Source organism: Xanthomonas sp. DAR33341, from assembly GCF_003992815.1.
Lineage (GTDB): Bacteria > Pseudomonadota > Gammaproteobacteria > Xanthomonadales > Xanthomonadaceae > Xanthomonas > Xanthomonas cissicola.
The window spans coordinates 20,953-44,539 of record NZ_QEYV01000048.1 but is presented as its reverse complement, the minus strand read 5'-3'; the positions used below and the strand labels follow the sequence as shown (position 1 = coordinate 44,539).

The window sequence follows — 23,587 nt, the reverse complement described above, 5'->3', positions numbered from 1 at the left end:
ATGGTGGATTGAACAAGGACACGTGGATTTTAAACGGCGCGGCCAGCAGTGCCGAGCCACATGTTTGCGGGCACTTTTGAGTCGCCTACCGTTGCGACAATCGCGCTGTCTGGCATCTGCACGCCATGTCGTGTCGCTACTTCAGTCACAACGATTGCAGCTGCGTACGCGCCTGCTCCGCACCACTGCCTTGCGGCTGCAATTCCAGGTACGTGGAATAGGCCTTGCGCGCCTTGTCGCGATCGCCTGCCTTTGCATATGCATCGCCGAGATTGAGATAGGCCACTGCGCGCGAGGGATCGATCTTCAAGGTATTTTCCAGCCAACGCGCCGATTCGGCAAAGCGCCCCTGACGGTAATACACAAAGCCCAGGTTGTTGGCCGCCAGCGCGAAATCCGGGCGTAGCTTAAGCGCTTCGTCAAATTGCTCGGCCGCATCGACATAGCGCTTTTCCTTGTACAACTGCAGGCCGCGTTCGTTGGCCAGTTGTGCGCGTTGGCGATCGCTGCTCTTCACTGCGGCGGGCAACACCAGCGTAGCTTGTCCACCTTGCAGCGTCTTCACCGTCACCGGCGCCGCAGCCACTGTCGCACCGGCTGCGGCCGACGCAGGGCGCGCTGCGTCCACGCGTCCGTTGAGCGCAATCGCATCGGCCGACAGCTGCGCGGTCTCTGCAGTGAGAAACTCATCGCCGCTGGGAACCTGGAACACGAATTCGCCGCCTTGCGAACCGGGCAGGCTGCCGAATGCCGGCGTCTGGGCCGAGACTGCCGACACCGCAGGCGCCACGTACGCGGCCAGTTCGGTCCCGGTGATCAAGCCGTCGCCATTGAGGTCGCCCTTGCCGGCCAATGCCTGCAATAGCACCCAGGTGAACACCGAATGCCCATTGGGCCCGCTATCGGCCACCTGTTGATCGGCGCCGCCGGCAGTGAGCATCTGGCGGGCGATGCGTCGTGCGTTCTCGCGCAGGTAGGCGCCGGACGTCGGCCCGCCGCGCGTCAATCCCAGTCCGCTATAGCAGGCATCCATCACGAACAGCACATGCTTGGCCTGCAGGCTTTCGGCGATGTTCTGCAAATCGCTCATTGCGATCGCATCGCTGGCCAGATGCTGCGGGTCCGAGTCGACCGGAATGATGTAGCCAAGATCGCGACCGGAAGCCAGCCGTCGTGTGGCGCCATGCCCGGCAAAGAACACGAACACGCGGTCGTTGGTTTGTGCACGGCCTTCGCCGAGGCGGTCGTGGAATGCGGCCAGGATGTTGTTGCGCGTGGCCTGCCCGTTCTTGAGCACGATCACTTGCGAGGATGGAAATCCCAACGGCCCGGTCAGGGTACTGGCAATCGCCTGCGCATCGTTGGCGGCATATTCGAGCCTGGGCCAGTGCGCGTAGTCGTCGATACCGATCACGATCGCCCACGATTTCGCATAGCCGGTGGTCACCGTGGCATCGGCTAACGCGCTGGGCGCGTGCGCCACCGAAAACTCGCGGCCATTCCAGCCGGCGAACTGGTAACCGTCGGCGATGAGACGATCCAGAATCTGCGGCAGCGCTTTCACTGCGCGGTCGTGGATGTCATGGAACAGCACGATGCCGCGCTGCTCCTTGTTCACTTGATCGAGCACGCGTTGCACGATGGATTCCGGCACCGGGTCGGCCCAGTCCAACGAGTCGATGTTCCACATGATCGATTTCAGGCCGGCCTCGCCGAGCAGCTGCAAGCCTTCCGCATTACGTGCGCCATACGGAAACCGGAACAGCGGCGCACGTTTGTCGTCCACCGCACGCAGCAAGGCGTCGGCATCCAGTACCTGGCTGCGTAGTGCATCGCCGGTGGTTTTGGACAACTGTGCGTGCGTCAGGCTGTGGTTCCCCACGGCGTAGCCTTCTTCCATCAGCGTGTGACTGATCTTTGACAGCGGCGCAAGTTTCGCTTTGCCCTGGGCATCCAAACTGCCGAGATTGCGCCCCACTTCGAAGAACACGCCTGGCACATCGTAGCGCTTGAGAATGGCCACGATCTCTTCGGTGTAGGCCCTGTGCGGGCCATCGTCGAAGGTAAGCACCACCGTCTTGGGCGGCAGGTCGCGGCCGAACACTTCGCTGTCGCTGTCGCGCGCGGCGAACGGATACGGCTCTACCACGCCATGGTCGCGCAGGATGTTCTCGCGCGTGTACAGCGTGCGCAGATGCGCCACATAGTCGTCCCATTTCTCGCGCTTGGGCACGATGGCGCGGCTGCGGTCGAAACGGCTGAAGATCTGCGTCAGCTCCTTGTTGTAGCTACGCTCGATCTCGTCCAGCGCCTCCAGATCCTCGCCGATGCGCTGATGCAGTTTCACCGCCGGCAGTGCAGAGTCGCGGCCGATGCGCGCATGTAGATCGCGCAGCACCTCGGCAAATGCCAGGCGGTCGGCATCGAACAGATCCGGCGCAGATTCCACCTCGTCCAGCACCGCGGCAATCGTCGCGAACCGGCGCGCGTCCTGGGAGATCAGCACGGTGTCGAAGGATGCGGCAATGCGCTCGCGCTGCTCCAGGTTTTCATGAAACAACTGCTGGCCCACGCTGCTGGAGGTGGCGCGATCGCGTGGCCTTTGTTTGTCCTCATCGGCCAGCAGCACGATGATGCGGCGGTGCCGGTCCAGTTGTTGGCGCAGTTGCGCGATCAAGGCGGGCGTGGCGTCCCCGGCCGTGCCCGCCTGCGTGCCAGCGCTCGTTGCAGCAGCGGGCTTGGCAGCGGCGGCAGCATCGCTCGCGTCATGCCTGCCGCAGCCGGCCAGCGCCAGCACTCCCATGCAACTTGCGCACAGCAACAGGCGATGCAACGGCGATGTGGTCACGACGGCGTCCTTGGCGAAAGAGACAACAGGCAATAAATGCGGGCTGACATGCAGAAAGCCCGCCTTGCGGCGGGCCTTCTTGAAATTACTTGGCGTTGGCCTGGATGATCTTGCTCGGCTTCTCGCCGTGCTGGCGGATCATCCACCATTGGATCAACAGGCCCAGGCCGCCATTGACCACCCAGTACAGCACCAGGCCGGCCGGCATGAAGGCCATCATGACGCCGAACACCAGCGGCATGAACTGCATCATCTTGGCCTGCATCGGGTCCATGCCCGGGGTCGGGGTCAGCTTCTGCGTCGCCCACATGATCGAGATATTGAGCAACGGCAGGATGAAGTACGGGTCGCGCGCAGTCAGATCCTGGATCCAGCCCAGCCACGGCGCCTGGCGCAGTTCCACCGATTCCACCAGCACCCAGTACAGCGCGAAGAAGATCGGCATCTGGATCAGTAGCGGCAGGCAGCCGCCCATCGGGTTGATCTTTTCCTTCTTGAACAGCTCCATCGTCGCCTGCTGGTACTTGACGCGATCGTCGCCGTAGCGCTCCTTGAGCTGCGCCAGGCGCGGCTGGAAGCGTCGCATCTTGGCGCCGGACTTGTACTGCGCGGCCGACAGCGGATACAGCGCCAGACGCAGCAGCACCACCAGGCCGATGATGGCCCAGCCCCAGTTGTGCAGGAAGCTGTGCAGATGGCTCAACACCCAGAACAGACCTTGGCCGATGATGGCCATGATCGAAAAGCGGCTGTAATCGACAACGCGGTCCAGGCCCTTGACGTCCTCCTTGGCGATCAGGCTGACCAGCTTCGGGCCCACCCACAGGCGCGCTTCGGTGCTGGCGGTCTGGCCAGGCGCCACGGTGAAGGCCGGGCCACGCAGCTCGGCCACGTCGCGCGGGCCGTCCTGAGCCAGCACATACAGCGAGGCCTGGTCCTTCTGCGGAATCCACGCGGTGAAGAAGTGGTGCTGCAGCAGCGCCACCCAGCCGCCGGTGATCTGGCGATTCAGGCCACCGTCGTCCATGTAGTCCTTGAACGCACGGCGCTCATAGCCTTCCTGCGGGCTGTACCAGGTCGCGCCATTGAAGCTGAAGGAATCCGGATTGGTCATGCCACGGCTGAGGATGGTCGGCACCCGGCTCAGCTTGCGGAAGACGTAGCCGTTCCACGGCGCGCCACTCTTGTTGATCACCTCGTCCTTGATCGAGATGGCATAGCGGCCGCGCTCCAGGGTAAAGGTGCGACGGATCGAGACGCCGTCGGGGCCATTCCAGACGAATGGCACCACCAGCGTGTTCTGGCCCTTGGCCATGTCGAACGTCGTGCCCGGCTGCTCGGCGCGGAAGCCGCCCACGCCCGGCACCGGCGAATGCTCGCTGGCCCAGCCGCTGGTGGCGTTATACGGGTGCGCCGGATCTTCGGTCAGCAGACTGACCGGCGCGGTGCCGTCCTTGGTCTGCGGGAATTGCAGCAGCTCGGCATCGAGCACGCTGCGGCCATCCAGCTTCAGGCGCAGCACGTCCGAGGTCAGGGTCACCACTGGTGCGGCGCCGGCAGCAGCCGGTGTCGCGGCGGTGGTGCTGGTCGCCGGCACTGCACCTGGCGCGCCGGCCTGCGGAATGGCCTGAGCAGCGGGCACATTGGCCGCACTCGGCGTGGCCGCATCCAGATCACGGGCCGCCGGAACCGACTGCGTTGCAGCGACCACAGGCGCATTGGCAGCGGCCTTGTCCTTGCCCCACTCCATCCACAGCAGCGCCGCGACCATCAGCCAGGCAAAAATCAGGAAAACACGGGTCTGGTTCATCGGGCAGCAACTCGCTCAGTCGGAACTACAGTTCCGGCTCTGTCGGGGAAAGGGAGGATGGGTGCACCGTCCTGGCGGGCGGCATTGTGCCGGCCGCAGCAGGCAGGGGCAATGCGCCAGCACGGCGCAGCAGACGCAGGAAAGCGTCGCGAATCTGTGGATTGGTCGCTTTTGCAGCTGCCGAGCGCGCCACGATGACGTAATCGCCACCGGCCAGCTCAGGGAGTAGATGCCGCATGGCGTCACGCAACACGCGCTTGATGCGGTTGCGCCCGACCGCCCTCGTGTCGACCTTGCGCGACACCGCCATGCCCAGGCGCGGCGGCGTGTCGCCGGTGCGCCAGTGCAGGCTCAGGAGTGGGTCCGAGGTGCGACGTGCAGTATCGAATACGATCGTATATTGCGCACGCGTACGAACCCGCGCAGAGCGAGGAAATCGCCTGCACGGGTTCGATGCGTTCACGGTAGGGACTGCCTCGGCCGCAGGGAGCGGCGCGGCAATCAAGCGCTCAGGCGCTTGCGGCCCTTGGCGCGGCGGCGAGCCAGGATCTTGCGGCCGTCGGCGGTTGCCATACGTGCGCGGAAACCATGGTCGCGTGCTCGCTTGAGATTGCTGGGTTGGAAAGTACGCTTGGTGGCCATGGGGCCCTCTGCATGAATGGAGACGAATAGAACCGGCAATTCTATAGGCTTTGCGCGGCGCCGGTCAACACCCTGCTCGCTTTACCGCCGATAAGGACACCATCGGCCTGTGGATTGCCCTGTGAATAACTCTGGGAAAACCCTGCCCTCGGTGCTAGGCTGGTCCATCCTCTTTTCACTACCGGGCTGCGAGCGCGGCGCTTTTCTGCGCGCCGCAGCCAGCAACAGATGATCATACTTTGATGGATGCTTGGCCCCGCTGTCTGGAACGTCTCGAAGCCGAATTCCCGCCCGAAGATGTCCACACCTGGTTGAAACCCCTGCAAGCCGAAGATCGCGGCGACAGCATCGTGCTGTACGCCCCGAACGCCTTCATCGTCGACCAGGTGCGCGAACGTTACCTGCCGCGCATTCGCGAATTGCTGGCGTATTTCGCCGGCAATGGCGACGTCGCGCTGGCGGTCGGTTCGCGTCCACGTGCGCCCGAGCCGGCCCCTGCGCCCGTGGCCGTGCCGAGCGCGCCGCAGGCTGCACCGATCGTGCCGTTCGCCGGCAACCTGGATTCGCATTACACCTTCGCCAACTTCGTGGAAGGCCGCAGCAACCAGTTGGGCCTGGCGGCCGCGATCCAGGCTGCACAGAAGCCCGGCGACCGTGCGCACAACCCGTTGCTGCTGTACGGCAGCACCGGTCTGGGCAAGACCCACCTGATGTTCGCGGCCGGCAATGCGCTGCGTCAGGCCAATCCGGCCGCCAAGGTGATGTATCTGCGTTCGGAGCAGTTCTTCAGCGCGATGATCCGGGCGCTGCAGGACAAGGCGATGGACCAGTTCAAGCGCCAGTTCCAGCAGATCGATGCGCTGCTGATCGACGACATCCAGTTCTTCGCCGGCAAGGACCGCACCCAGGAAGAGTTCTTCCACACCTTCAACGCGCTGTTCGATGGCCGCCAGCAGATCATCCTGACCTGCGACCGCTACCCGCGCGAGGTCGAAGGCCTGGAGCCGCGGCTGAAGTCGCGCCTGGCCTGGGGCCTGTCGGTGGCGATCGACCCGCCGGACTTCGAGACCCGCGCGGCCATCGTGCTGGCCAAGGCGCGCGAGCGCGGCGCCGAAATTCCCGACGACGTGGCATTCCTGATCGCCAAGAAGATGCGCTCCAACGTGCGCGACCTTGAAGGCGCGCTCAACACGCTGGTGGCGCGTGCCAACTTCACCGGGCGCTCGATCACGGTGGAATTTGCCCAGGAGACGCTGCGCGACCTGCTGCGCGCCCAGCAACAGGCGATCGGCATTCCCAATATCCAGAAGACTGTGGCCGATTACTACGGCCTGCAGATGAAGGATCTGCTGTCCAAGCGGCGCACCCGCTCGCTGGCGCGCCCGCGCCAGGTGGCGATGGCGCTGGCCAAGGAACTCACCGAGCACAGCCTGCCGGAGATCGGCGATGCCTTCGCTGGCCGCGACCACACCACCGTGCTGCATGCGTGCCGTCAGATCCGCACGTTGATGGAGGCCGACGGCAAGCTCCGCGAGGACTGGGAAAAGCTGATTCGCAAGCTCAGCGAGTAAGCCATCGGCTGCCATCGGCGCCAGGCTGGAAAAAAGCGTGGAAACGTTGGGGTCAAATGCGGGAGAATCTGTGGATAACGTTGCGCCGCAGTCGGGCTCGAAAACTATCCACAGGTTTTCCGACCAGCTCAGGCGCACTAGTCCAACGCGTTTCAGGTGCTGAAATGTCTTTGGAAACAAACAGTTATGGTGGTTATCCGCTGAAAACGGCCCTACCATCACCACCAGGCTTTTGATTTATTCCATATCTTTTAAAGCATAGGGGCACGGAACCACATGCGTTTTACACTGCAGCGCGAAGCCTTCCTCAAACCATTGGCACAAGTGGTCAATGTGGTCGAACGCCGTCAAACCCTGCCCGTCCTGGCCAACTTGCTGGTACAGGTCAAGGATGGACAGGTCTCGTTGACCGGCACCGACCTGGAAGTGGAAATGATCTCGCGCACGCTGGTGGAGGACGCGCAGGACGGCGAAACCACGATTCCGGCGCGCAAGCTGTTCGACATCCTGCGCGCCCTGCCCGACGGCAGCCGCGTCACCATTTCGCAGACCGGCGACAAGGTCACTGTGCAAGCCGGGCGGAGCCGCTTCACCCTGGCGACGTTGCCTTCCAACGATTTTCCGTCTGTGGACGAAGTCGAAGCGACCGAACGCGTCGTGGTGCCCGAAGCCGGGCTCAAGGAGCTGATCGAGCGCACGGCGTTCGCCATGGCCCAGCAGGACGTGCGCTATTACCTCAATGGCCTGTTGTTCGACCTACGCGACGGCTTGCTGCGCTGCGTGGCTACCGACGGTCATCGCCTGGCGCTATGCGAGATGGAGCTGGAGAAAGCCGGTGGCGCCAAGCGCCAGATCATCGTGCCGCGCAAGGGCGTGACCGAGCTGCAGCGTTTGCTGGAAGGCGCCGATCGCGAGGTCGAGCTGGAAGTGGGCCGCAGCCATATCCGCGTCAAGCGCGGTGATGTGACCTTTACCTCGAAGCTGATCGACGGGCGGTTCCCGGACTACGAGGCAGTGATTCCGATCGGCGCCGATCGCGAGGTCAAGGTGGATCGTGAAGCGCTGCGCGCGTCACTACAGCGTGCGGCCATCCTGTCCAACGAGAAGTACCGCGGTGTCCGTGTGGAAGTGTCGCCGGGTCAGCTGAAGATCAGCGCGCATAACCCCGAGCAGGAAGAGGCGCAGGAAGAGATCGAGGCCGATACCAAGGTCGACGATCTGGCCATTGGCTTCAACGTCAACTATTTGCTCGACGCGCTGTCGGCATTGCGCGATGAGCACGTGGTGATCCAGCTGCGTGATGCCAATTCGTCTGCATTGGTGCGTGAGGCCAGCAGCGAGAAGTCGCGTCATGTGGTGATGCCGTTGCGTCTCTGATATCCCGTTCCACGTGGAACACGGAAGCCCGGCGGATGCCGGGCTTTTTGTTTGCGCTGTTTCGTAGCTTGCTATGTGCAGGGAGCTGTCGCGGCCAGGTCGCCTGTGGAGACCACACGCGGATAGGCTGAGCGACTGCAATCGCGCACGACTTGCAGCGATAAAGCCCTTAGCGCAGTCATCGCGGCTGTGCGTCCGTTTGATCGACCAAACGCGCCCCGGCCCCTTGCCACTCGGGTTTTGTGTGTTCGCTAGACACCGGCATCAGCGGCGAGACCGGTACACGTCGAGTGCCAAGTTCTCCGGTGACGGCCGGCGACCGAGCTTCACGCTAGCCAACGTCAGGACATGATTCACCGCGGCTCCCGCGCGCGTGGGGCCATCATCGAACTGGTGCCATAGGCGCGCATCGCTGCGTCACGCGTCTGCAGTGTTCCAAAAGCTCGGACGGGGTTGGCAACTTGCGAATCAATTAGGCCCGGCAGTCTCGACCTGGCCGGAGCCGATCGGGTTCATTCGCCCGGTCTTCGATCCTAGATCTTGCTCGATTCCAGACGCAGCAAAAGCGAGCGGAGAAAAATACATCGACTCCAACTAGCAAGTTGAGTTCGTAAAGCGTTACCCAGGTTGAAACTGAATTGGTTCAGGATTCAAACTCGGTCAACCGGGTTGCTGTCCTGCATGTCGGCTAGCCACGGTCCACGTGTTCGGTTCCCTGGTGTTTTTGAGTTATACACATCGCAATTGGCTTTTAAATCTATAAATAACTTAAGAGCTTTGTGGTGATGGTAGGGCCAGATTTTGCGCAAAAACACGCTAAGAGATTGTTTTTAAAGGAAATTTAGGGGGCGCAACCCTGTGTTTACCGCGCTGTTTTCTCACAAACAAGCTGTGGATAAGCGAAAGCACCTCCACAGGCCCCATTTTTATCCACATGTTATCCCCTGCCTGTCCGGTCATTCCTGGCGGCCATGTCTGCACGGTTTCATGCCGATCCCGTATCCTTCGAACCGACCGGCATGCCGGATTACAGCCCAGAGCACACCGATCGATGCATGTAGTGCGGTTGTCCATTCATCGGCTTCGTCGGTTTCAAACCGTCGAGCTTCATCCCTCCAGTGCCTTGAATCTGCTGACCGGCGACAACGGCGCGGGCAAGACCAGCGTGCTCGAAGCGCTACACCTGATGGCTTACGGCCGCAGCTTCCGCGGGCGCGTCCGCGACGGCCTGATCCAACAAGGCGCCAACGACCTCGAAGTGTTCGTGGAGTGGAAAGAAGGCGGCGGCGCTGCGGTCGAGCGGACGCGTCGGGCTGGCTTGCGTCATAGCGGGCAGGAATGGACAGGGCGCCTGGACGGGGAAGACGTGGCGCAGCTTGGCTCTCTTTGCGCTGCGCTGGCAGTGGTGACGTTCGAGCCCGGCAGCCACGTATTGATCAGTGGCGGTGGTGAACCCCGCCGCCGTTTTCTGGATTGGGGCCTGTTCCACGTGGAACCCGATTTTCTAACCTTGTGGCGCCGCTACGCGCGGGCTCTCAAACAACGCAATGCGTTGCTGAAACAGGGCGCGCAGCCAAGCATGCTGGACGCATGGGACAACGAACTCGCCGAATCCGGCGAAACCCTGACGTCCCGGCGCATGCGCTACCTGGAACGCCTGCAGGACCGGCTGGTTCCAGTGGCAGATGCCATCGCGCCGGCGCTGGGACTGTCTGCGCTGACGTTCGCCCCAGGCTGGAAGCGCCACGAGGTCTCGCTGGCAGACGCCCTCCTGCTTGCGCGTGAGCGTGATCGCCAGAACGGCTATACCTCGCAAGGCCCGCACCGCGCAGATTGGATGCCCAGCTTCCACGCACTCCCGGGCAAGGACGCGCTTTCCCGGGGACAGGCCAAGCTCACGGCCCTTGCCTGTCTGCTCGCACAGGCCGAGGACTTCGCCTTCGAACGCGGCGAATGGCCGGTCATCGCGCTGGACGATCTGGGCTCGGAGCTGGACCGGCATCATCAGGGGCGCGTGCTGCAGCGGCTCGCTTCCGCGCCGGCGCAGGTGCTCATCACCGCAACCGAGACCCCACCGGGCCTTGCCAACGCAGCTGCACTATTGCAGCAGTTCCACGTGGAACATGGCCAGATTGCGCGACAGGCAACGGTCAACTGAGCCGCGACGGCCGGTACGGGCCGACTGGTATAATTTGTCCGCTATCCCCCTTTTCCCACGGCGCGGAGCGGTCATCGCTGCCTTCGCCCGTGTTGTGGAGCCAACGGCACGCGCATGACCGACGAACAAAACACCCCGCCAACACCCAACGGCACCTACGACTCCAGCAAGATCACCGTGCTGCGTGGCCTGGAAGCCGTCCGCAAGCGCCCCGGCATGTATATCGGCGACGTCCATGACGGCACCGGCCTGCATCACATGGTGTTCGAGGTGGTCGACAACTCGGTCGACGAAGCCCTTGCCGGGCATGCCGACGACATCGTGGTAAAAATCCTGGCCGATGGCTCGGTGGCGGTCTCCGACAACGGGCGCGGCGTGCCGGTCGACATCCACAAGGAAGAAGGCGTATCGGCGGCCGAGGTGATCCTCACCGTGCTCCACGCCGGCGGCAAGTTCGACGACAACAGCTACAAGGTCTCCGGCGGCCTGCACGGCGTTGGCGTCTCGGTGGTCAACGCGTTGTCAGAGCACCTGTGGCTGGATATCTGGCGCGACGGCTTCCACTACCAGCAGGAATACGCGCTGGGCGAGCCGCAGTACCCGCTCAAGCAGCTGGAAGCCTCGACCAAGCGCGGTACCACGCTGCGCTTCAAGCCGTCCGTGGCCATCTTCAGCGACGTCGAGTTCCATTACGACATCCTGGCGCGGCGCCTGCGCGAGCTGTCCTTCCTCAATTCTGGCGTCAAGATCACCTTGATCGACGAGCGCGGCGAAGGCCGTCGCGACGATTTCCATTACGAAGGCGGCATCCGCAGCTTCGTGGAGCATCTGGCGCAGCTGAAGTCGCCGCTGCACCCGAATGTGATCTCGGTGACCGGCGAGCACAACGGCATCATGGTGGACGTGGCCCTGCAATGGACCGACGCCTACCAGGAAACCATGTACTGCTTCACCAACAACATCCCGCAGAAGGACGGCGGCACCCACCTGGCCGGCTTCCGTGCGGCGCTGACGCGCGTGCTCAGCACCTACATCGAACAGAACGGCATCGCCAAGCAGGCCAAGGTCGCGCTGACCGGCGACGACATGCGCGAAGGCATGATCGCGGTGCTTTCGGTCAAGGTGCCCGACCCCAGCTTCTCTTCGCAGACCAAGGAAAAGCTGGTCAGTTCGGATGTGCGCCCAGCGGTGGAAAACGCCTTCGGTGCGCGCCTGCAGGAGTTCCTGCAGGAGAACCCGAACGAAGCCAAGGCCATCACCGGCAAGATCGTCGATGCCGCGCGTGCGCGCGAAGCGGCGCGCAAGGCGCGCGACCTCACCCGCCGCAAGGGTGCGCTGGACATCGCAGGCCTGCCCGGCAAGCTGGCCGACTGCCAGGAAAAGGATCCGGCACTGTCGGAACTGTTCATCGTCGAGGGTGACTCGGCAGGTGGCTCGGCCAAGCAGGGCCGCAACCGCAAGAACCAGGCGGTGCTGCCGCTGCGCGGCAAGATCCTCAATGTGGAACGCGCACGCTTCGACCGCATGCTGGCCTCCGACCAGGTCGGCACGCTGATCACCGCGCTCGGTACCGGCATCGGCCGCGACGAGTACAACCCGGACAAGCTGCGCTACCACCGCATCATCCTGATGACCGACGCCGACGTCGACGGCTCGCACATCCGCACCCTGCTGCTGACCTTCTTCTACCGGCAGATGCCGGAGTTGATCGAGCGCGGCTACATCTACATCGGCCTGCCGCCGCTGTACAAGCTCAAGCAGGGCAAGAGCGAGCTGTATCTGAAGGACGACGCGGCGCTCAACGCCTACCTGGCCAGCAATGCGGTCGAAGGTGCGGCGCTGATTCCGGCCACCGACGAGCCACCGATCACCGGCGAAGCGCTGGAGAAATTGTTGATGCTGTTCACCAGCGCCAACGAAGCGATCACGCGCAACGCCCACCGCTACGACCCGGCCCTGCTCACCGCGCTGATCGACCTGCCGCCACTGGATGTGGAAAAACTGCAGGCCGAAGGCGACCAGCATCCGACTTTGGATGCGCTGCAGGCCGTGCTTAATCGCGGCACCCTGGGCACCGCGCGCTATCAGTTGCGCTTCGACCCGGGCAGCGACAACGCGCCTGCCACGTTGGTGGCCATCCGCCGCCACATGGGCGAAGAGTTCACCCAGGTGCTGCCGATGGGGGCCTTCGAAAGCGGCGAGCTGCGCCCGCTGCGTGAGGTGTCGCTGGCCCTGCACGACCTGGTGCGCGAAGGCGCCCAGATCGTCCGCGGCAACAAGAGCCACCCGATCACCAGCTTCGCGCAGGCCCATGCCTGGTTGCTGGACGAGGCCAAGAAGGGCCGCCAGGTGCAGCGCTTCAAGGGCTTGGGCGAAATGAATGCCGAGCAGCTGTGGGAAACCACGGTCAACCCCGACACGCGTCGCCTGTTGCAGGTGCGCATCGAGGACGCGGTGGCCGCCGACCAGATCTTCAGCACCTTGATGGGCGATGTGGTCGAACCACGCCGCGACTTCATCGAGGACAACGCGCTGAAGGTGTCCAACCTGGATATCTGAGGCACCAGCACCGGCCGGTACGTCGCAACCGCGGCGTGCCGGCCGGTGCTGGTGCTCGCAGGACGACGATGCGCACCGATCTTCCACCGCCCCTGGCACCACGCACGGTTGCCGGCAAGCCGCCGCTGCTGCCCGTGCTCGTGGGTTTCTGGGTCGACGTGCTTATCGCTGGCGGCCTGCTGTTGACCCTCAGCGTGGCCGGCTTTGCATTGTGGGGCGCGGTGCGTGGCTTCGGCCAGGTACAGGCGGCCAAGGCGCAGGGGCTGACCCCCTCGCCCACCGAGGTCATGGCCGCCATTGGCCAACCCGGTGTCATGGTGCAGCTGCTCACCGCGCTGGTCAGCACGGCCACGCCGGCGCTGCTGTTGTACTACTGGCGTCGCCGCGCCACCCCTGCCGAACAAACCGCTTCACGGGCTGCCGCGCGCCGCGCCTCCACCTGGGGCTGGACCGCGCTGATCGCCGCCGCCGTGTTCCTGCTGAGCAATCTGGTCAGCGTGGCGGCTTCGGCGTTGGGCATCAAGCCGGTGCCCACCAACCTGCCGTTGATGAAAGAAGCGCTCCAGCAATGGCCGCTGGCACTGACGCTGTTTGCGGTGATCATCGCGCCGGCTTACGAGGAACTGCTGTTCCGTCGCGTGCTGTTCGGGCGTCTGCTCGCTGCCGCCCGCCCGTGGCTGGGCATCGTGCTGAGCGGAGCGATTTTCGCGCTGGTGCACGAAGTACCCGGCATCAGTGGTAACGGCCCGGCCGCGATCGCGCAGCTGTGGCTGGTGTACGGCAGCATGGGCGCGGCGTTCGCATGGCTGTACTGGCGTACCGGCACGTTGTGGGCCCCGATTGCCGCGCACGGCATCAACAATGCCACAGCCCTGGCAGCGCTGTACTTTTTCGGGCTTGGCTGAGCCCCAAAAGCGGTCGCTTGCGAGAACCCAGCCGCAGCGGCGCGGCGCTTGGGCATCAAATGGATCCGCACACGTGGAGAGCCGATCGCTCCGGCCCGGCACGCGTTATCGGCCGCGCGGAACCGTTTGACGAAAAGTTAAGACGAGCCTGCCAAAATGCCTCCATGGTTCTAGGGGGATCGAATGAAAGCTAGGCTGTTGATCGTTGTTGCCGTGCTTGCACTGACGGCGTGTGCCACCACAACTTCGCCAACCGGCCGCCGACAGGTGGTGGGCGGCGTATCGCAACAGCAGTTGGACCAGTTGGGCGCGCAATCCTTCGCGCAGACCAAGGCCAAGGAAAAAGTCAGTACCGACGGCAAGCAGAACGCCTACGTGCAGTGCGTGGTCAACGCACTGGTGGCGCAACTGCCGCCGCAATGGCGCGAAACCAAGTGGGAAACCGCGCTGTTCGTGGATAACGAAGCCAATGCCTTCGCCCTTCCTGGCGGCAAGGTCGGTGTCAACACCGGCATCTTTACCGTCGCCAAGACGCAAGATCAGCTCGCCGCCGTGCTCGGGCATGAAATCGGCCATGTCATTTCGCGCCATCACGAAGAGCGCATTACCCGTCAGCTCGGCGCGCAGACGGGCCTGGGCATCATCGGCGCGCTCGCCGGTGCCGCCTATGGCGACGGGGCGGCCAGCGCAGTCAATCAGGTCGGCGGTATGACCGCCCAGACAGTATTCCTGCTGCCGGGCTCGCGTACCCAGGAAAGCGAAGCCGATGTGGTCGGCCAACGTCTGATGGCCCAGGCCGGATTCGATCCGGCGCAGGCGGTGACGCTATGGCAGAACATGATGGCCGCCAGCGGCAATCGCCAACCGCAGTGGCTGTCGACCCACCCCGACCCTGCCAACCGCATCCGCGAACTGCAGGCCGATGTTGCCCAGCTCGAGCCGGTGTACCAGCAGGCCAAGCAGAGCGGACGCGCACCGCGTTGTGGCTAGAGCCGCTGACGACATCCGCGCGGCTGCCGTCAACCCGTACGAACACCGATTCCCTACAACGCATGCCTGCCTACCCTGGGGTCGCAGACGCAACCACACCGGTCACGGCCCGTTAGCGACGCTAAGACAGCTGTTCCCCGCTTCTGATTGCCGCAACACAACATGGAAACCGTTTTCGGGAACTGAGACTTTCTGCTAAGTTTGCCGGCTCAGATTTTTCGTACAGCGCCCATTCCGCTTTTCGTACCGCCCGACGGCGGATCGTCCGAGGTGAAACATGAAACTGCTCAACCGCAAGCAAGCCCTGTTGTCCCTGTTCATCGCCGCGTCGCTGGGTGGGGCTGTCGTCACCGATGCGGTCGCGCAGTCGGACCGTTCCTCCGAACGTGCCAGCCGTAAATCCAAGAGCGGCAAGGCCGAGGAGCTGTACCCGCAGTCGACCCGCCAGGCACCGACGATCAAGCCGTCCTCGAAGTTGAGCAGCAAGCTGCAGAAGCTGATCGAAACCTTCAACAAGGGCGAGGACTACCAAGGCGTGCGCACCCAGGCCGATGAGATCCTGGCCAACAGCGCGGCGAACGACGCCGACAAGGCGCTGGCGGCACAGCTGGCCGCGCAGGCTGCCTACAACCTGGACGACACCGCCGGTGCCAAGAAGTACCTGCAGCAGGCCATCGGCCTGAACGCGCTGGACAACAACGGCCATTTCCAATCGATGCTGATGCTGGCGCAGTTGCAGATGCAGGACGACCAGCAGGCCGAGGGTCTGGCCACGCTGGACAAGTATCTGGAGGAGAGCAAGTCGCAGCGTCCGGAAGATCTGATCCTCAAGGGCCAGGCGCTGTACCAGACCGAGCGCTACAAGGAAGCCATCCCGGTGTTGAAGCAGGCCATCGCTGCCTCGCCCGAGCCCAAGGACAGCTGGAACCAGCTGCTGATGGCGTCCTACGCCGAAGCTGGCCAGACCGGCGAAGCCGTTGCGGCCGCCGAGGCGCTGGCCGCCAAGACGCCCAACGACAAAAAGGCTCAGCTCAACCTGGCCAACATGTACATGCAGGCCGACCAGATGGACAAGGCCGCAGGCGTGATGGACAAGCTGCGTGCCTCCGGTCAGTTGACCGAAGAAAAGGAATACAAGCAGCTGTATTCCATCTACGCCAACACCGAGAACAAAGAAAAGGACGTCATCGCCGTCATCAATGAGGGTATGCAAAAAGGCATCCTCAAGCCTGATTATCAGACATACCTTGCCCTGGCCCAGTCGTATTACTACAGCGACGATGTACCGAAGGCGATCGAAAACTGGCAGAAGGCCGCACCGCTTTCCAAGGATGGCGAGACCTACTTGAATCTGGCCAAGGTGCTGCATTCGGAAGGTCGCATCCCGGAGGCCAAGCAGGCCGCACAGCAGGCGATCGCCAAGGGTGTTAAAAAACCCGAAGACGCCAAGAAGATCATCAACCTGAAGTAAAAAAAGAAAATAAACCCCCGAAATCCCTGTGTTTTTAGTGGTTACAGGACTCGGGATTGGTATAAGCTTGGGAGTTCCTGCGGTGTCAAAGCCGTCCGAAAACCTGGGGATCATCACAGTGATCCGGGCCCCCACTGAAAGAGCCATTGGCGCATGACGGAACAACTCGTTATCCACAGGCATGACTACGATGCCGGGAACCAGGGTCTGAGCTGGGCCCGCATTATCGGCATTGCTTTTGTAATTGCTTTGCACCTCACTGCACTGATGATGTTGCTGATCCCTGCAGTGGCGCCGAAGGCTCCGGCAGAGAAGGAGCGCACCACCATGGTCACCTTGGTGGATGCACCGCCTCCTCCCCCGCCGCCGCCGCCGCCGCCGCCGCCGGAAGACAAGCCGCCGCCGCCGGTCAAGAATCTGTCGCCGCCGAAGCCGTCACCGGTTCCGCCGCCGCCGGAAGCTCCGGTGGTCGACGTTCCCGAACCGCGTCCGAGCGATATCGTCACGCCGCCGAGCCCGCCGAGCCCTCCGGCTCCGCCGAGCGACATTGGCGCCAGCGTCGATATCTCGTCCAAGAACATGAACCCGCCGAAGTACCCGCCGGCTGCATTCCGTGCCGGTGTCCAAGGTGAGGTCATCCTGATCGTGGATGTGGATGCCAGCGGCAACGTGACCAACGTGTCGGTCGAAAAGTCCAGCCGCAACCGCGACCTTGACCGTGCCGCGATGGACGCAGCACGCAAGTGGAAGTTCAACGCCTCCACTGTCAACGGGCAGAAAGCCGCCGGACGTGTCCGCGTCCCGGTCAACTTTGCTCTGAACTGATCCCACGGGCCGGCCACGGTCGGCCCAGGATCCTGTCTTCCTTTCGCTCCACCCTTCATCACCACACACAACAAAGGTAAGCGTCATGCTGCAGGAATTCTTTATCGCCGCCGCTGCAGGGGGCTCCAATCCGTCGGCCGCTCTGTCGCAGATGGGCTTCGAGCACTTGATCACCGAAATGACTTCCAGCCCCGGCGACTTCGCCGTGTCCTGGGTCGTGTTGATCACCCTGATCGCCATGTCCGCTGCCTCCTGGTACTGGACTGTCATCAACATCTTCCGCGCCACCCGCCTGAAGAGCGCGGCTGACCGCGTCACCACCGCGTTCTGGGATGCCCCGAATGCACAGGACGCCATCCGCGCCATGGAAGAACAGCCGGCTTCCGAGCCGTTCTCCAAGATCGCATTGGACGCAGCCCAGGCTGCTGCGCACCACCAGCGCGCCGAAGGCAGCACCGGTGGCCTGGGCGAGAGCCTGAGCCGTTCGGAGTTCGTCGACCGCGCCCTGCGTCAGGCCGTGACCCGCGAAAGCACCAAGCTGCAGTCGGGCATGACCTTGCTGGCCACCGTCGGTGCGACCGCGCCGTTCGTCGGTCTGCTCGGCACCGTGTGGGGCATCTACGGCGCGCTGATCAAGATCGGTGCAACCGGTTCGGCCTCCATCGACGCCGTTGCCGGCCCGGTGGGTGAAGCGCTGATCATGACCGCGATCGGCCTGTTCGTCGCGATCCCGGCCGTGTTCGCGTTCAACTTCTTCTCCAAGGTCAACAGCTCGGTGATCGCCAAGTTCGATACCTTCGCCCACGACCTGCACGACTTCTTCGCCACCGGTTCGCGCGTTCGCTAATCCGGTCGTCAAGAACGCCTTCGCAACGATTTAGACGGAGCCCGTTATGGCCTTCAGTAGTGGAAACAGCGGTGGCCCGATGGCCGACATCAACGTGACGCCCCTCGTGGACGTGATGTTGGTGCTGCTGATCATCTTCATCATTACGGCACCGCTGATGTCCCATAAGGTCAAGGTGGAGCTGCCAGAGGCCAACTTGATCCAGAAGGAAGATGCGGAGAAACGTGCCGCGCCGATCACTCTGGCCGTCAAGGAAGATGGGTCGCTGTACTGGAACGACGAGCCGATTTCCAAGGAAGCCCTGGAGTCGCGCCTGTCCACCGCCGCACAGCAGACCCCGCAGCCGCCGCTCAACCTGCGTGGCGACCGCACGACCAAGATGCGTACGATCAACGAGATCACCAAGATCGCGCAGGGTCAGGGCATGCTGGACGTCGGTTTCGTTGCAACCAAAGTGAAGGGGCAGTAAGCCATGGCATTTAGTACTGGTGGAAGCCGTGGGCCGATGGCCGACATCAACGTCACGCCCCTGGTGGACGTGATGCTGGTGCTGCTGATCATCTTCATCGTCACCGCGCCGATCATGACCTACCCGATCGCCGTGGATCTGCCGCAGCGGGTGCTCAACCCGCCACCGCAGACGACCGAACCGCCGCCGCCGATCGAGTTGCGTATCGACGCCAGCAACCAGGTGTTCTGGAACAACAGCCCGACTCCGGTCGATGTGTTGCAACAGAAGATGGAAGAAGTGGTGCAGGCCGATCCGACCAATCAGCCGGAACTGCGCATCGATGCAAATCCGGATGCGGAGTACGAGGTGATGGCCAAGGTGCTGGCCGCTGCGAAGAACTCGCAGATGAAGAAAATCGGCTTCATGCAGCAGTAAACGTATCTGCAAGACCGCAACACAACAGTCATGACGCGACTGCAACGCCACCGGAAACGGTGGCGTTTTTTTATGTGTTAGGTGGGTGATCGTGCCTGCAGACATGCCTGCGATCCAACGAGCGTGAGTGCGGTACGAAGCAATAAAGCGGCCATTGCTGTGAAAGACTGTCGATCAATGCCACCGCAGCATCCACTTACGCGAACGTAGTTGTCGCCAACCCAGGCATCGATCATCGATGCCGACGTTACCGCATGAACTTAAGCGCTAACGTGGCCGCTACGCAGAATGTCGACGTACGCGCGTACGCTTGCATCCAACCCCTGATACAGGGCTTCGCTGATCAAGGCGTGGCCGATGGAGACTTCCAGCACACCCGGCACAGCGGCGAGAAAATCGCCCAGGTTGGCTTGCGACAAATCGTGCCCGGCATTGATGCCCAGGCCTGCGGCACTGGCACGCTGCGCGGCGTTGGCGAACAGCGCCAAGGCGGTATCGGCTTGGCCGCTGGCATGCGCGTGGGCATACGGGCCGGTGTACAGCTCGATACGGTCCGCACCGAGCGTGGCCGCGCGGGCGATGTCCGGGTTACCTGCATCGACGAACAGGCTGACACGGTTGCCCAGCCGCTTGAACGCTGTGATCAGCTCGGCGAGTTGGACGGTGTCCTGCGCAAAATCGAAACCGTGATCGGACGTCAGTTGTCCATCGCCATCCGGTACCAGGGTGACCTGCTCGGGGCGCGTGGCACGACATAACTCCAGCAGACCCGGATAATCGCCGCGCGGCGGCGCAAACGGGTTGCCTTCGATATTGAATTCGACTCCGTGCTCGCGTGTCAGCGCGCTCAGCGCCAGCACGTCGTCGGCGCGGATATGCCGCTGGTCCGGTCGCGGATGCACGGTGATGCCGTGCGCGCCGGCGGCAATACAGGCGCGTGCGGCCTGCACCACGTCCGGGTCGGCGCCGCCGCGCGAGTTGCGCAGGACTGCGATCTTGTTGACGTTGACGCTGAGCTGGGTGGTCATGCGGCGATCAGGCCTGCGGCTCGCTGTCGCGTGCGGCGGCCAGGGCAGCCGACTTGCGTGCTTCTGCCAGCTCGCGCAGGCGGCGCAGCTCGGCCGGGTCGATCATGCTGCTGGTATCGCGTTGGGTGTCGCCCATGCGCGAGGCGAACCAACCGCGCGTCCACAACAGCAGCAGCAGCAACGCCACCAGCAGCGAGGCCACCAGCAACCACACGTGCGGCGTACTGAAGGCCAGCACCAGCGCACCCAGTGCCATAAGCAGAAACAGCCAGTGCATGACGAGCTCCCCGTTGAGTGGCGGCAGTGTAGCGCCGCGCCCGGCGCGGTTCCACGTGGGCACCGCACCGTTGGTCAGAGCAGCGGCGACAGCAGCCGGGCAAACGCTTCGGGCAGGCGCGAGCGCCATAACGGCCGGTGTCGCGCGAATTGCACTTCCTGCGCCTGTTGCAGATCGGTGCCGATCAGCCCGGCCATCTCTGCCGCCACGGCCTGGTCGCGGAACAGCATCGACAGCTCGAAATTTAGCCGGAAGCTGCGGCTGTCGAAATTGGCGCTGCCGACGATGCAGACATCGTCGTCGGCCAGCAGCGCCTTGGTGTGCAGCATGCGCGGCCCGTACTCGTAGATGCGGACACCGGCTTCCAGCAGCTCGTCGAAATACGAGCGTGCCGCGTAGGTGACCAGGCGCGAATCGCTGACCCGCGGCACCAACAGGCGCACGTCCAGCCCGCCGAGCGCGGCCGAGGTCAGCGCCATACGCGCCGCCTCGCCGGGCACGAAGTATGGAGTCACCAGCCACACGCGGTGCTTGGCTTCATGGATGGCGGCGACCATCAGACGGTGGATCGCTTCCCACGACGAATCCGGACCCGACACCAGCACCTGCGCATCGACCGTGCCTTGCGCGCGGGTGGGCATATCGTCGGGCCATAGCTGCTGGCCGTGGAAAGCTGCGCGGCCCTGGCTGGTGGCATAGAGCCAATCCTCCAGGAACACCAGCTGCAGACTGCGCACTACATGGCCTTGCAGGCGCACGTGCAGATCGCGATACGCCTGCTTGCGCACCTGCTCGTTCTCGTCGTCGGTGACGTTGATGCCACCGGTGAAACCGATGCGGCCATCGATGACGATCACCTTGCGGTGGGTGCGCAGGTTCAACCACGGCCGCTTGAATGGCTTGAGCAACTGCGAGGGGTGGAACCAGGCGGTTTCCACCCCGGCCTCGCGCAGCGTGCGCAAGGCGCGTCGGGTCATTGCCGATGAGCCGATCGCATCCATCAGCAGCCGCACCTTGACCCCGGCACGGGCACGTTCCATCAGCGCAGCGCAGATCGCGGTGCCGCTGTGGTCGGGCTGGAAGATGTAGTACTCCAGATGGATATGGTCGCGTGCGCCCCGGATCGCTTCGATGATGGCGGCGTACGTGGCAGCGCCATCCACCAGCCAGTGCACTTCGGTGGCGCTGCTGGGCGCCAGCCCGGTGGTGGACTGGGCGATCTTGGCCAGCTCGGTGCAATCGGCATCCGGCGGGCAGACGCTGCTGTAGCTCTCCATGCCCGAGCGCGAGCGCCCGCGCCGCAGCCGCTGCCGTTTGACCTTTTGCGGCCCGAGCCAGTAGTAGATCAGCAGCCCCAGGTACGGCAGCGCCGCCAGCGACAACACCCAGCTCAGCGTGGCCACCGGTTCGCGCTTCTGCAGCACGATCCAGCCGGCGATCCATAGCAGGTACAGCACATAGGCGGCGAGGAGGAGCGCTTCGAGGTGGGGAATGGTGGCCAGCCACTCCCACGCGCCCTGTGCAAGTGCGAGCATGCGCGGATTCTAAGAGCCGCTGCAGCGGTCTGACGGGCGCCTGGACTGCCGCAGTGCTGCTCGAGCTCCGATGATCGCGCGTGATTGTTCGCAGGGTGCTCGGACATCACAACAATCTAATGTGATCAAGCTCGACCTTCGCAAATGACGCCTGGATTGAGGTTTGACGGTAGCCATGAAGGCAGTGACACTCGTGCAGCAGGGGATCGAAACGGAGCTTTTGACGATGAAGATGATCGCAATGTTCAGCAGCTTGGTGCTCTTAGGATTTGTCGGAAAAGCCACTGCAAATGACATTCACTTCTGCGATTCGTGCACGCAGACTCAGCGAGGAGTACTAGCAACTCAGCTGACCTCCGGTCTTGGCCAAGTCTACATCGGTGATCGCACTACAGGCGTTCCATACCTCTACACAGTCAATACTGTAAACGGCCCCGTCTCGGTGGCACCACCCGGGATTCAAGAGCAGCCCGTGTCTCAAGCGGATGCCGACCAATTCGCGATCTACTCGTCGGTGTATCGGAGCTATGGAAATATCGGCACGCTCAACGTAAAGATCGACTTGGCGAATGGAACTGTTGCACCGAGCTCGGTCAGCAGAATGGTTGAGGTGGCGTCCGACGAGTCGTCTGCCTTTCGACGTACGCCGGGAAGGTGCGACCCGTCAACAAGTCATCCAGTGGCTTGAAAAAAACGACTGGCAAGTGCCCAATACAGGCGAAAATTTCATCTTCTTCATCCAACAGGTTCTCTCCAACGCCTATAAATGGAGGAGTTCGGAGGACTACAGCATCCGCATTGATACCACTTTCAACGACAAGAGCAGAGCGATTTTCGCCTATGATTCCGCAAAGCGCGCCATTGTTTACGTTGAAGCCTACGATTCGGCGGGCAATCTCATTGGGACATCCAGCAGTGAGCCGATCAATGTCGATTACAGTTCCTACGAAAGCCCGGGCGCAGCATCTCGGCCCGACTACCAGCGCGGCATAGACTGGCTCACGTCAAGTGGTGCAGCCACCATCTCTGGAGGCACAGTGACGGTAGGTAGTGGCACTGTCCTTGTCGGCGATGTGGTCCAAGTCAAGTAATGAGGACCTTCCGCATCAGGGGGCGCAGGTTAGGCCTGCGCTTTCGTGAAACAGTTCTGCTTGCGGGCACGTTGGCTTGCTCGGTGCTCTTTGTGGCGACTCAACGCCAGATCGGACTGCTGTGCTATGCAGTAGCTCCCATTCTGCTTTTAGCGTTTTTTGTGCTGCAAGCAGATTTGGTGTGGCGTGGACATAAGACCGCAGGGGCGGCCTTCATCATGGCTGTTGCTGCTTGGCTGACGTTTTCAGTCCTCGCCACCTATGCCTTCTCTGGCTTGGTGCACACCCACAATTTTTTGGGCACCTGGCTTAAAGCGCTTCTGGGAGCAGGCTTCTTTGCCGTTCTCTTTTCTCTGTCAGTGCTGCTCGCTAGGAAACGATCGGTGAGCCTCTATTGGTATTTGGCTGGAAGCCTGGCGGTCGTGATCGCAGTGGCAGCAGTTCATCCGGAAAACTCCGGCGACATCACAGTTAACTGCGAAAGAGGCAGCTGTGCTGCTGGCATCATCGCCTTTTGGCCCGGTGCTTTCCAGGCTGCGGATGGCAAGCGACCTATCTCCGTTGTCCTTCCTCATTCCGGCGGCGATTGACAGTAAGCAATCCTGGTTGATCGGCCCAACATTGCAAATACACGTAGCCTAACGATTGGATGTGCACTGCTACTTCGGATCCAGGGTTTCAACGTGGCGAGGTGTCATTGAACCCGCGACCTCGGAATACCCGCCTATCTCCGCATAACGACAGGAGACACTGCGATTCTTAGCCGG

19 protein-coding genes and 1 pseudogene are annotated in these 23,587 nt (G+C 62.8%); 13 read left to right on the top strand and 7 right to left on the bottom strand.

The window, feature by feature from the left end; translation table 11 throughout:
- Positions 1-145 precede the first annotated feature (145 nt).
- The 4 genes from EO156_RS23005 to rpmH all read right to left on the bottom strand — a co-directional run bounded on the left by EO156_RS23005 (position 146) and on the right by rpmH (position 5,300).
- Entirely contained in the window at positions 146-2,848 is a 2,703-nt protein-coding gene (locus EO156_RS23005; RefSeq protein ID WP_033483023.1) for a polysaccharide deacetylase family protein, read from the bottom strand.
- An 85-nt stretch (positions 2,849-2,933) separates the two neighbouring features.
- On the bottom strand, positions 2,934-4,658 hold the full coding sequence (yidC, locus tag EO156_RS23000) for a membrane protein insertase YidC (protein ID WP_005921867.1): 1,725 nt from the start codon (positions 4,656-4,658) through the stop codon (positions 2,934-2,936).
- Between the two features lie 25 nt (positions 4,659-4,683).
- Positions 4,684-5,121 carry a ribonuclease P protein component gene (gene rnpA / locus EO156_RS22995; protein WP_005912413.1) on the bottom strand — a complete coding sequence of 146 codons (438 nt, stop codon included), beginning with the start codon at positions 5,119-5,121 and terminating at the stop codon, positions 4,684-4,686.
- A 38-nt stretch (positions 5,122-5,159) separates the two neighbouring features.
- Entirely contained in the window at positions 5,160-5,300 is a 141-nt protein-coding gene (gene rpmH / locus EO156_RS22990; RefSeq protein WP_002805908.1) for a 50S ribosomal protein L34, read from the bottom strand.
- A gap of 242 nt (positions 5,301-5,542) precedes the next feature.
- On the opposite strand from rpmH, the gene dnaA reads away from it, so the two are divergent.
- The 11 genes from dnaA to EO156_RS22930 all read left to right on the top strand — a co-directional run bounded on the left by dnaA (position 5,543) and on the right by EO156_RS22930 (position 18,889).
- Entirely contained in the window at positions 5,543-6,871 is a 1,329-nt protein-coding gene (dnaA, locus tag EO156_RS22980) for a chromosomal replication initiator protein DnaA (RefSeq protein WP_005912430.1), read from the top strand.
- A gap of 276 nt (positions 6,872-7,147) precedes the next feature.
- Complete coding sequence (gene dnaN, locus EO156_RS22975) at positions 7,148-8,248, top strand: DNA polymerase III subunit beta (RefSeq protein ID WP_005912436.1); 1,101 nt, start codon at positions 7,148-7,150, stop codon at positions 8,246-8,248.
- A gap of 1,051 nt (positions 8,249-9,299) precedes the next feature.
- Complete coding sequence (gene recF / locus EO156_RS22970; RefSeq protein ID WP_016849422.1) at positions 9,300-10,406, top strand: DNA replication/repair protein RecF; 1,107 nt, start codon at positions 9,300-9,302, stop codon at positions 10,404-10,406.
- Positions 10,407-10,520: 114 nt separating this feature from the next.
- Positions 10,521-12,965 (top strand): DNA topoisomerase (ATP-hydrolyzing) subunit B, encoded by a 2,445-nt coding sequence (gene gyrB / locus EO156_RS22965; RefSeq protein ID WP_016849423.1) that lies wholly within the window; start codon positions 10,521-10,523, stop codon positions 12,963-12,965.
- 68 nt (positions 12,966-13,033) lie between these two features.
- Positions 13,034-13,870 (top strand): CPBP family intramembrane glutamic endopeptidase, encoded by an 837-nt coding sequence (locus EO156_RS22960; protein ID WP_003482209.1) that lies wholly within the window; start codon positions 13,034-13,036, stop codon positions 13,868-13,870.
- Positions 13,871-14,053: 183 nt separating this feature from the next.
- The gene (locus EO156_RS22955) at positions 14,054-14,860 is read left to right on the top strand and encodes a M48 family metallopeptidase (protein ID WP_005912440.1); all 807 of its coding nucleotides are present in this window, start codon (positions 14,054-14,056) and stop codon (positions 14,858-14,860) included.
- A gap of 277 nt (positions 14,861-15,137) precedes the next feature.
- A complete protein-coding gene (locus EO156_RS22950; RefSeq protein WP_005912441.1) occupies positions 15,138-16,331 on the top strand; it encodes a tetratricopeptide repeat protein in 1,194 nt (397 codons plus the stop codon).
- Between the two features lie 267 nt (positions 16,332-16,598).
- The gene (locus EO156_RS22945) at positions 16,599-17,156 is read left to right on the top strand and encodes an energy transducer TonB (RefSeq protein ID WP_003482203.1); all 558 of its coding nucleotides are present in this window, start codon (positions 16,599-16,601) and stop codon (positions 17,154-17,156) included.
- 85 nt (positions 17,157-17,241) lie between these two features.
- Complete coding sequence (exbB, locus tag EO156_RS22940; RefSeq protein ID WP_005912445.1) at positions 17,242-18,003, top strand: TonB-system energizer ExbB; 762 nt, start codon at positions 17,242-17,244, stop codon at positions 18,001-18,003.
- 46 nt (positions 18,004-18,049) lie between these two features.
- A complete protein-coding gene (locus EO156_RS22935; RefSeq protein WP_005912447.1) occupies positions 18,050-18,472 on the top strand; it encodes a biopolymer transporter ExbD in 423 nt (140 codons plus the stop codon).
- Between the two features lie 3 nt (positions 18,473-18,475).
- Positions 18,476-18,889, top strand: coding sequence for a biopolymer transporter ExbD (locus tag EO156_RS22930; protein WP_005912449.1), 414 nt, complete (start codon positions 18,476-18,478; stop codon positions 18,887-18,889).
- 260 nt (positions 18,890-19,149) lie between these two features.
- Here EO156_RS22930 and EO156_RS22925 read toward each other — a convergent pair whose 3' ends face one another.
- From EO156_RS22925 to cls, 3 genes are all read right to left on the bottom strand, one after another.
- Positions 19,150-19,917: a pyridoxine 5'-phosphate synthase gene (locus tag EO156_RS22925; RefSeq protein ID WP_016849424.1), complete on the bottom strand. Its 768-nt coding sequence runs from the start codon at positions 19,915-19,917 to the stop codon at positions 19,150-19,152.
- 7 nt (positions 19,918-19,924) lie between these two features.
- On the bottom strand, positions 19,925-20,194 hold the full coding sequence (locus EO156_RS22920; RefSeq protein WP_005912451.1) for a hypothetical protein: 270 nt from the start codon (positions 20,192-20,194) through the stop codon (positions 19,925-19,927).
- Positions 20,195-20,268: 74 nt separating this feature from the next.
- Positions 20,269-21,729, bottom strand: a complete 1,461-nt coding sequence (gene cls / locus EO156_RS22915) for a cardiolipin synthase (RefSeq protein ID WP_005912453.1) — start codon at positions 21,727-21,729, stop codon at positions 20,269-20,271.
- A gap of 472 nt (positions 21,730-22,201) precedes the next feature.
- Here cls and EO156_RS24525 point away from each other — a divergent pair.
- Together EO156_RS24525 and EO156_RS22905 are read left to right on the top strand one after the other, a co-directional pair.
- Positions 22,202-22,820: pseudogene (locus EO156_RS24525) on the top strand (hypothetical protein).
- Positions 22,820-23,410 carry a hypothetical protein gene (locus tag EO156_RS22905; protein WP_005912457.1) on the top strand — a complete coding sequence of 197 codons (591 nt, stop codon included), beginning with the start codon at positions 22,820-22,822 and terminating at the stop codon, positions 23,408-23,410. The pseudogene EO156_RS24525 and the gene EO156_RS22905 overlap by 1 nt, the downstream one beginning before the upstream one ends.
- Positions 23,411-23,587: the final 177 nt, after the last annotated feature.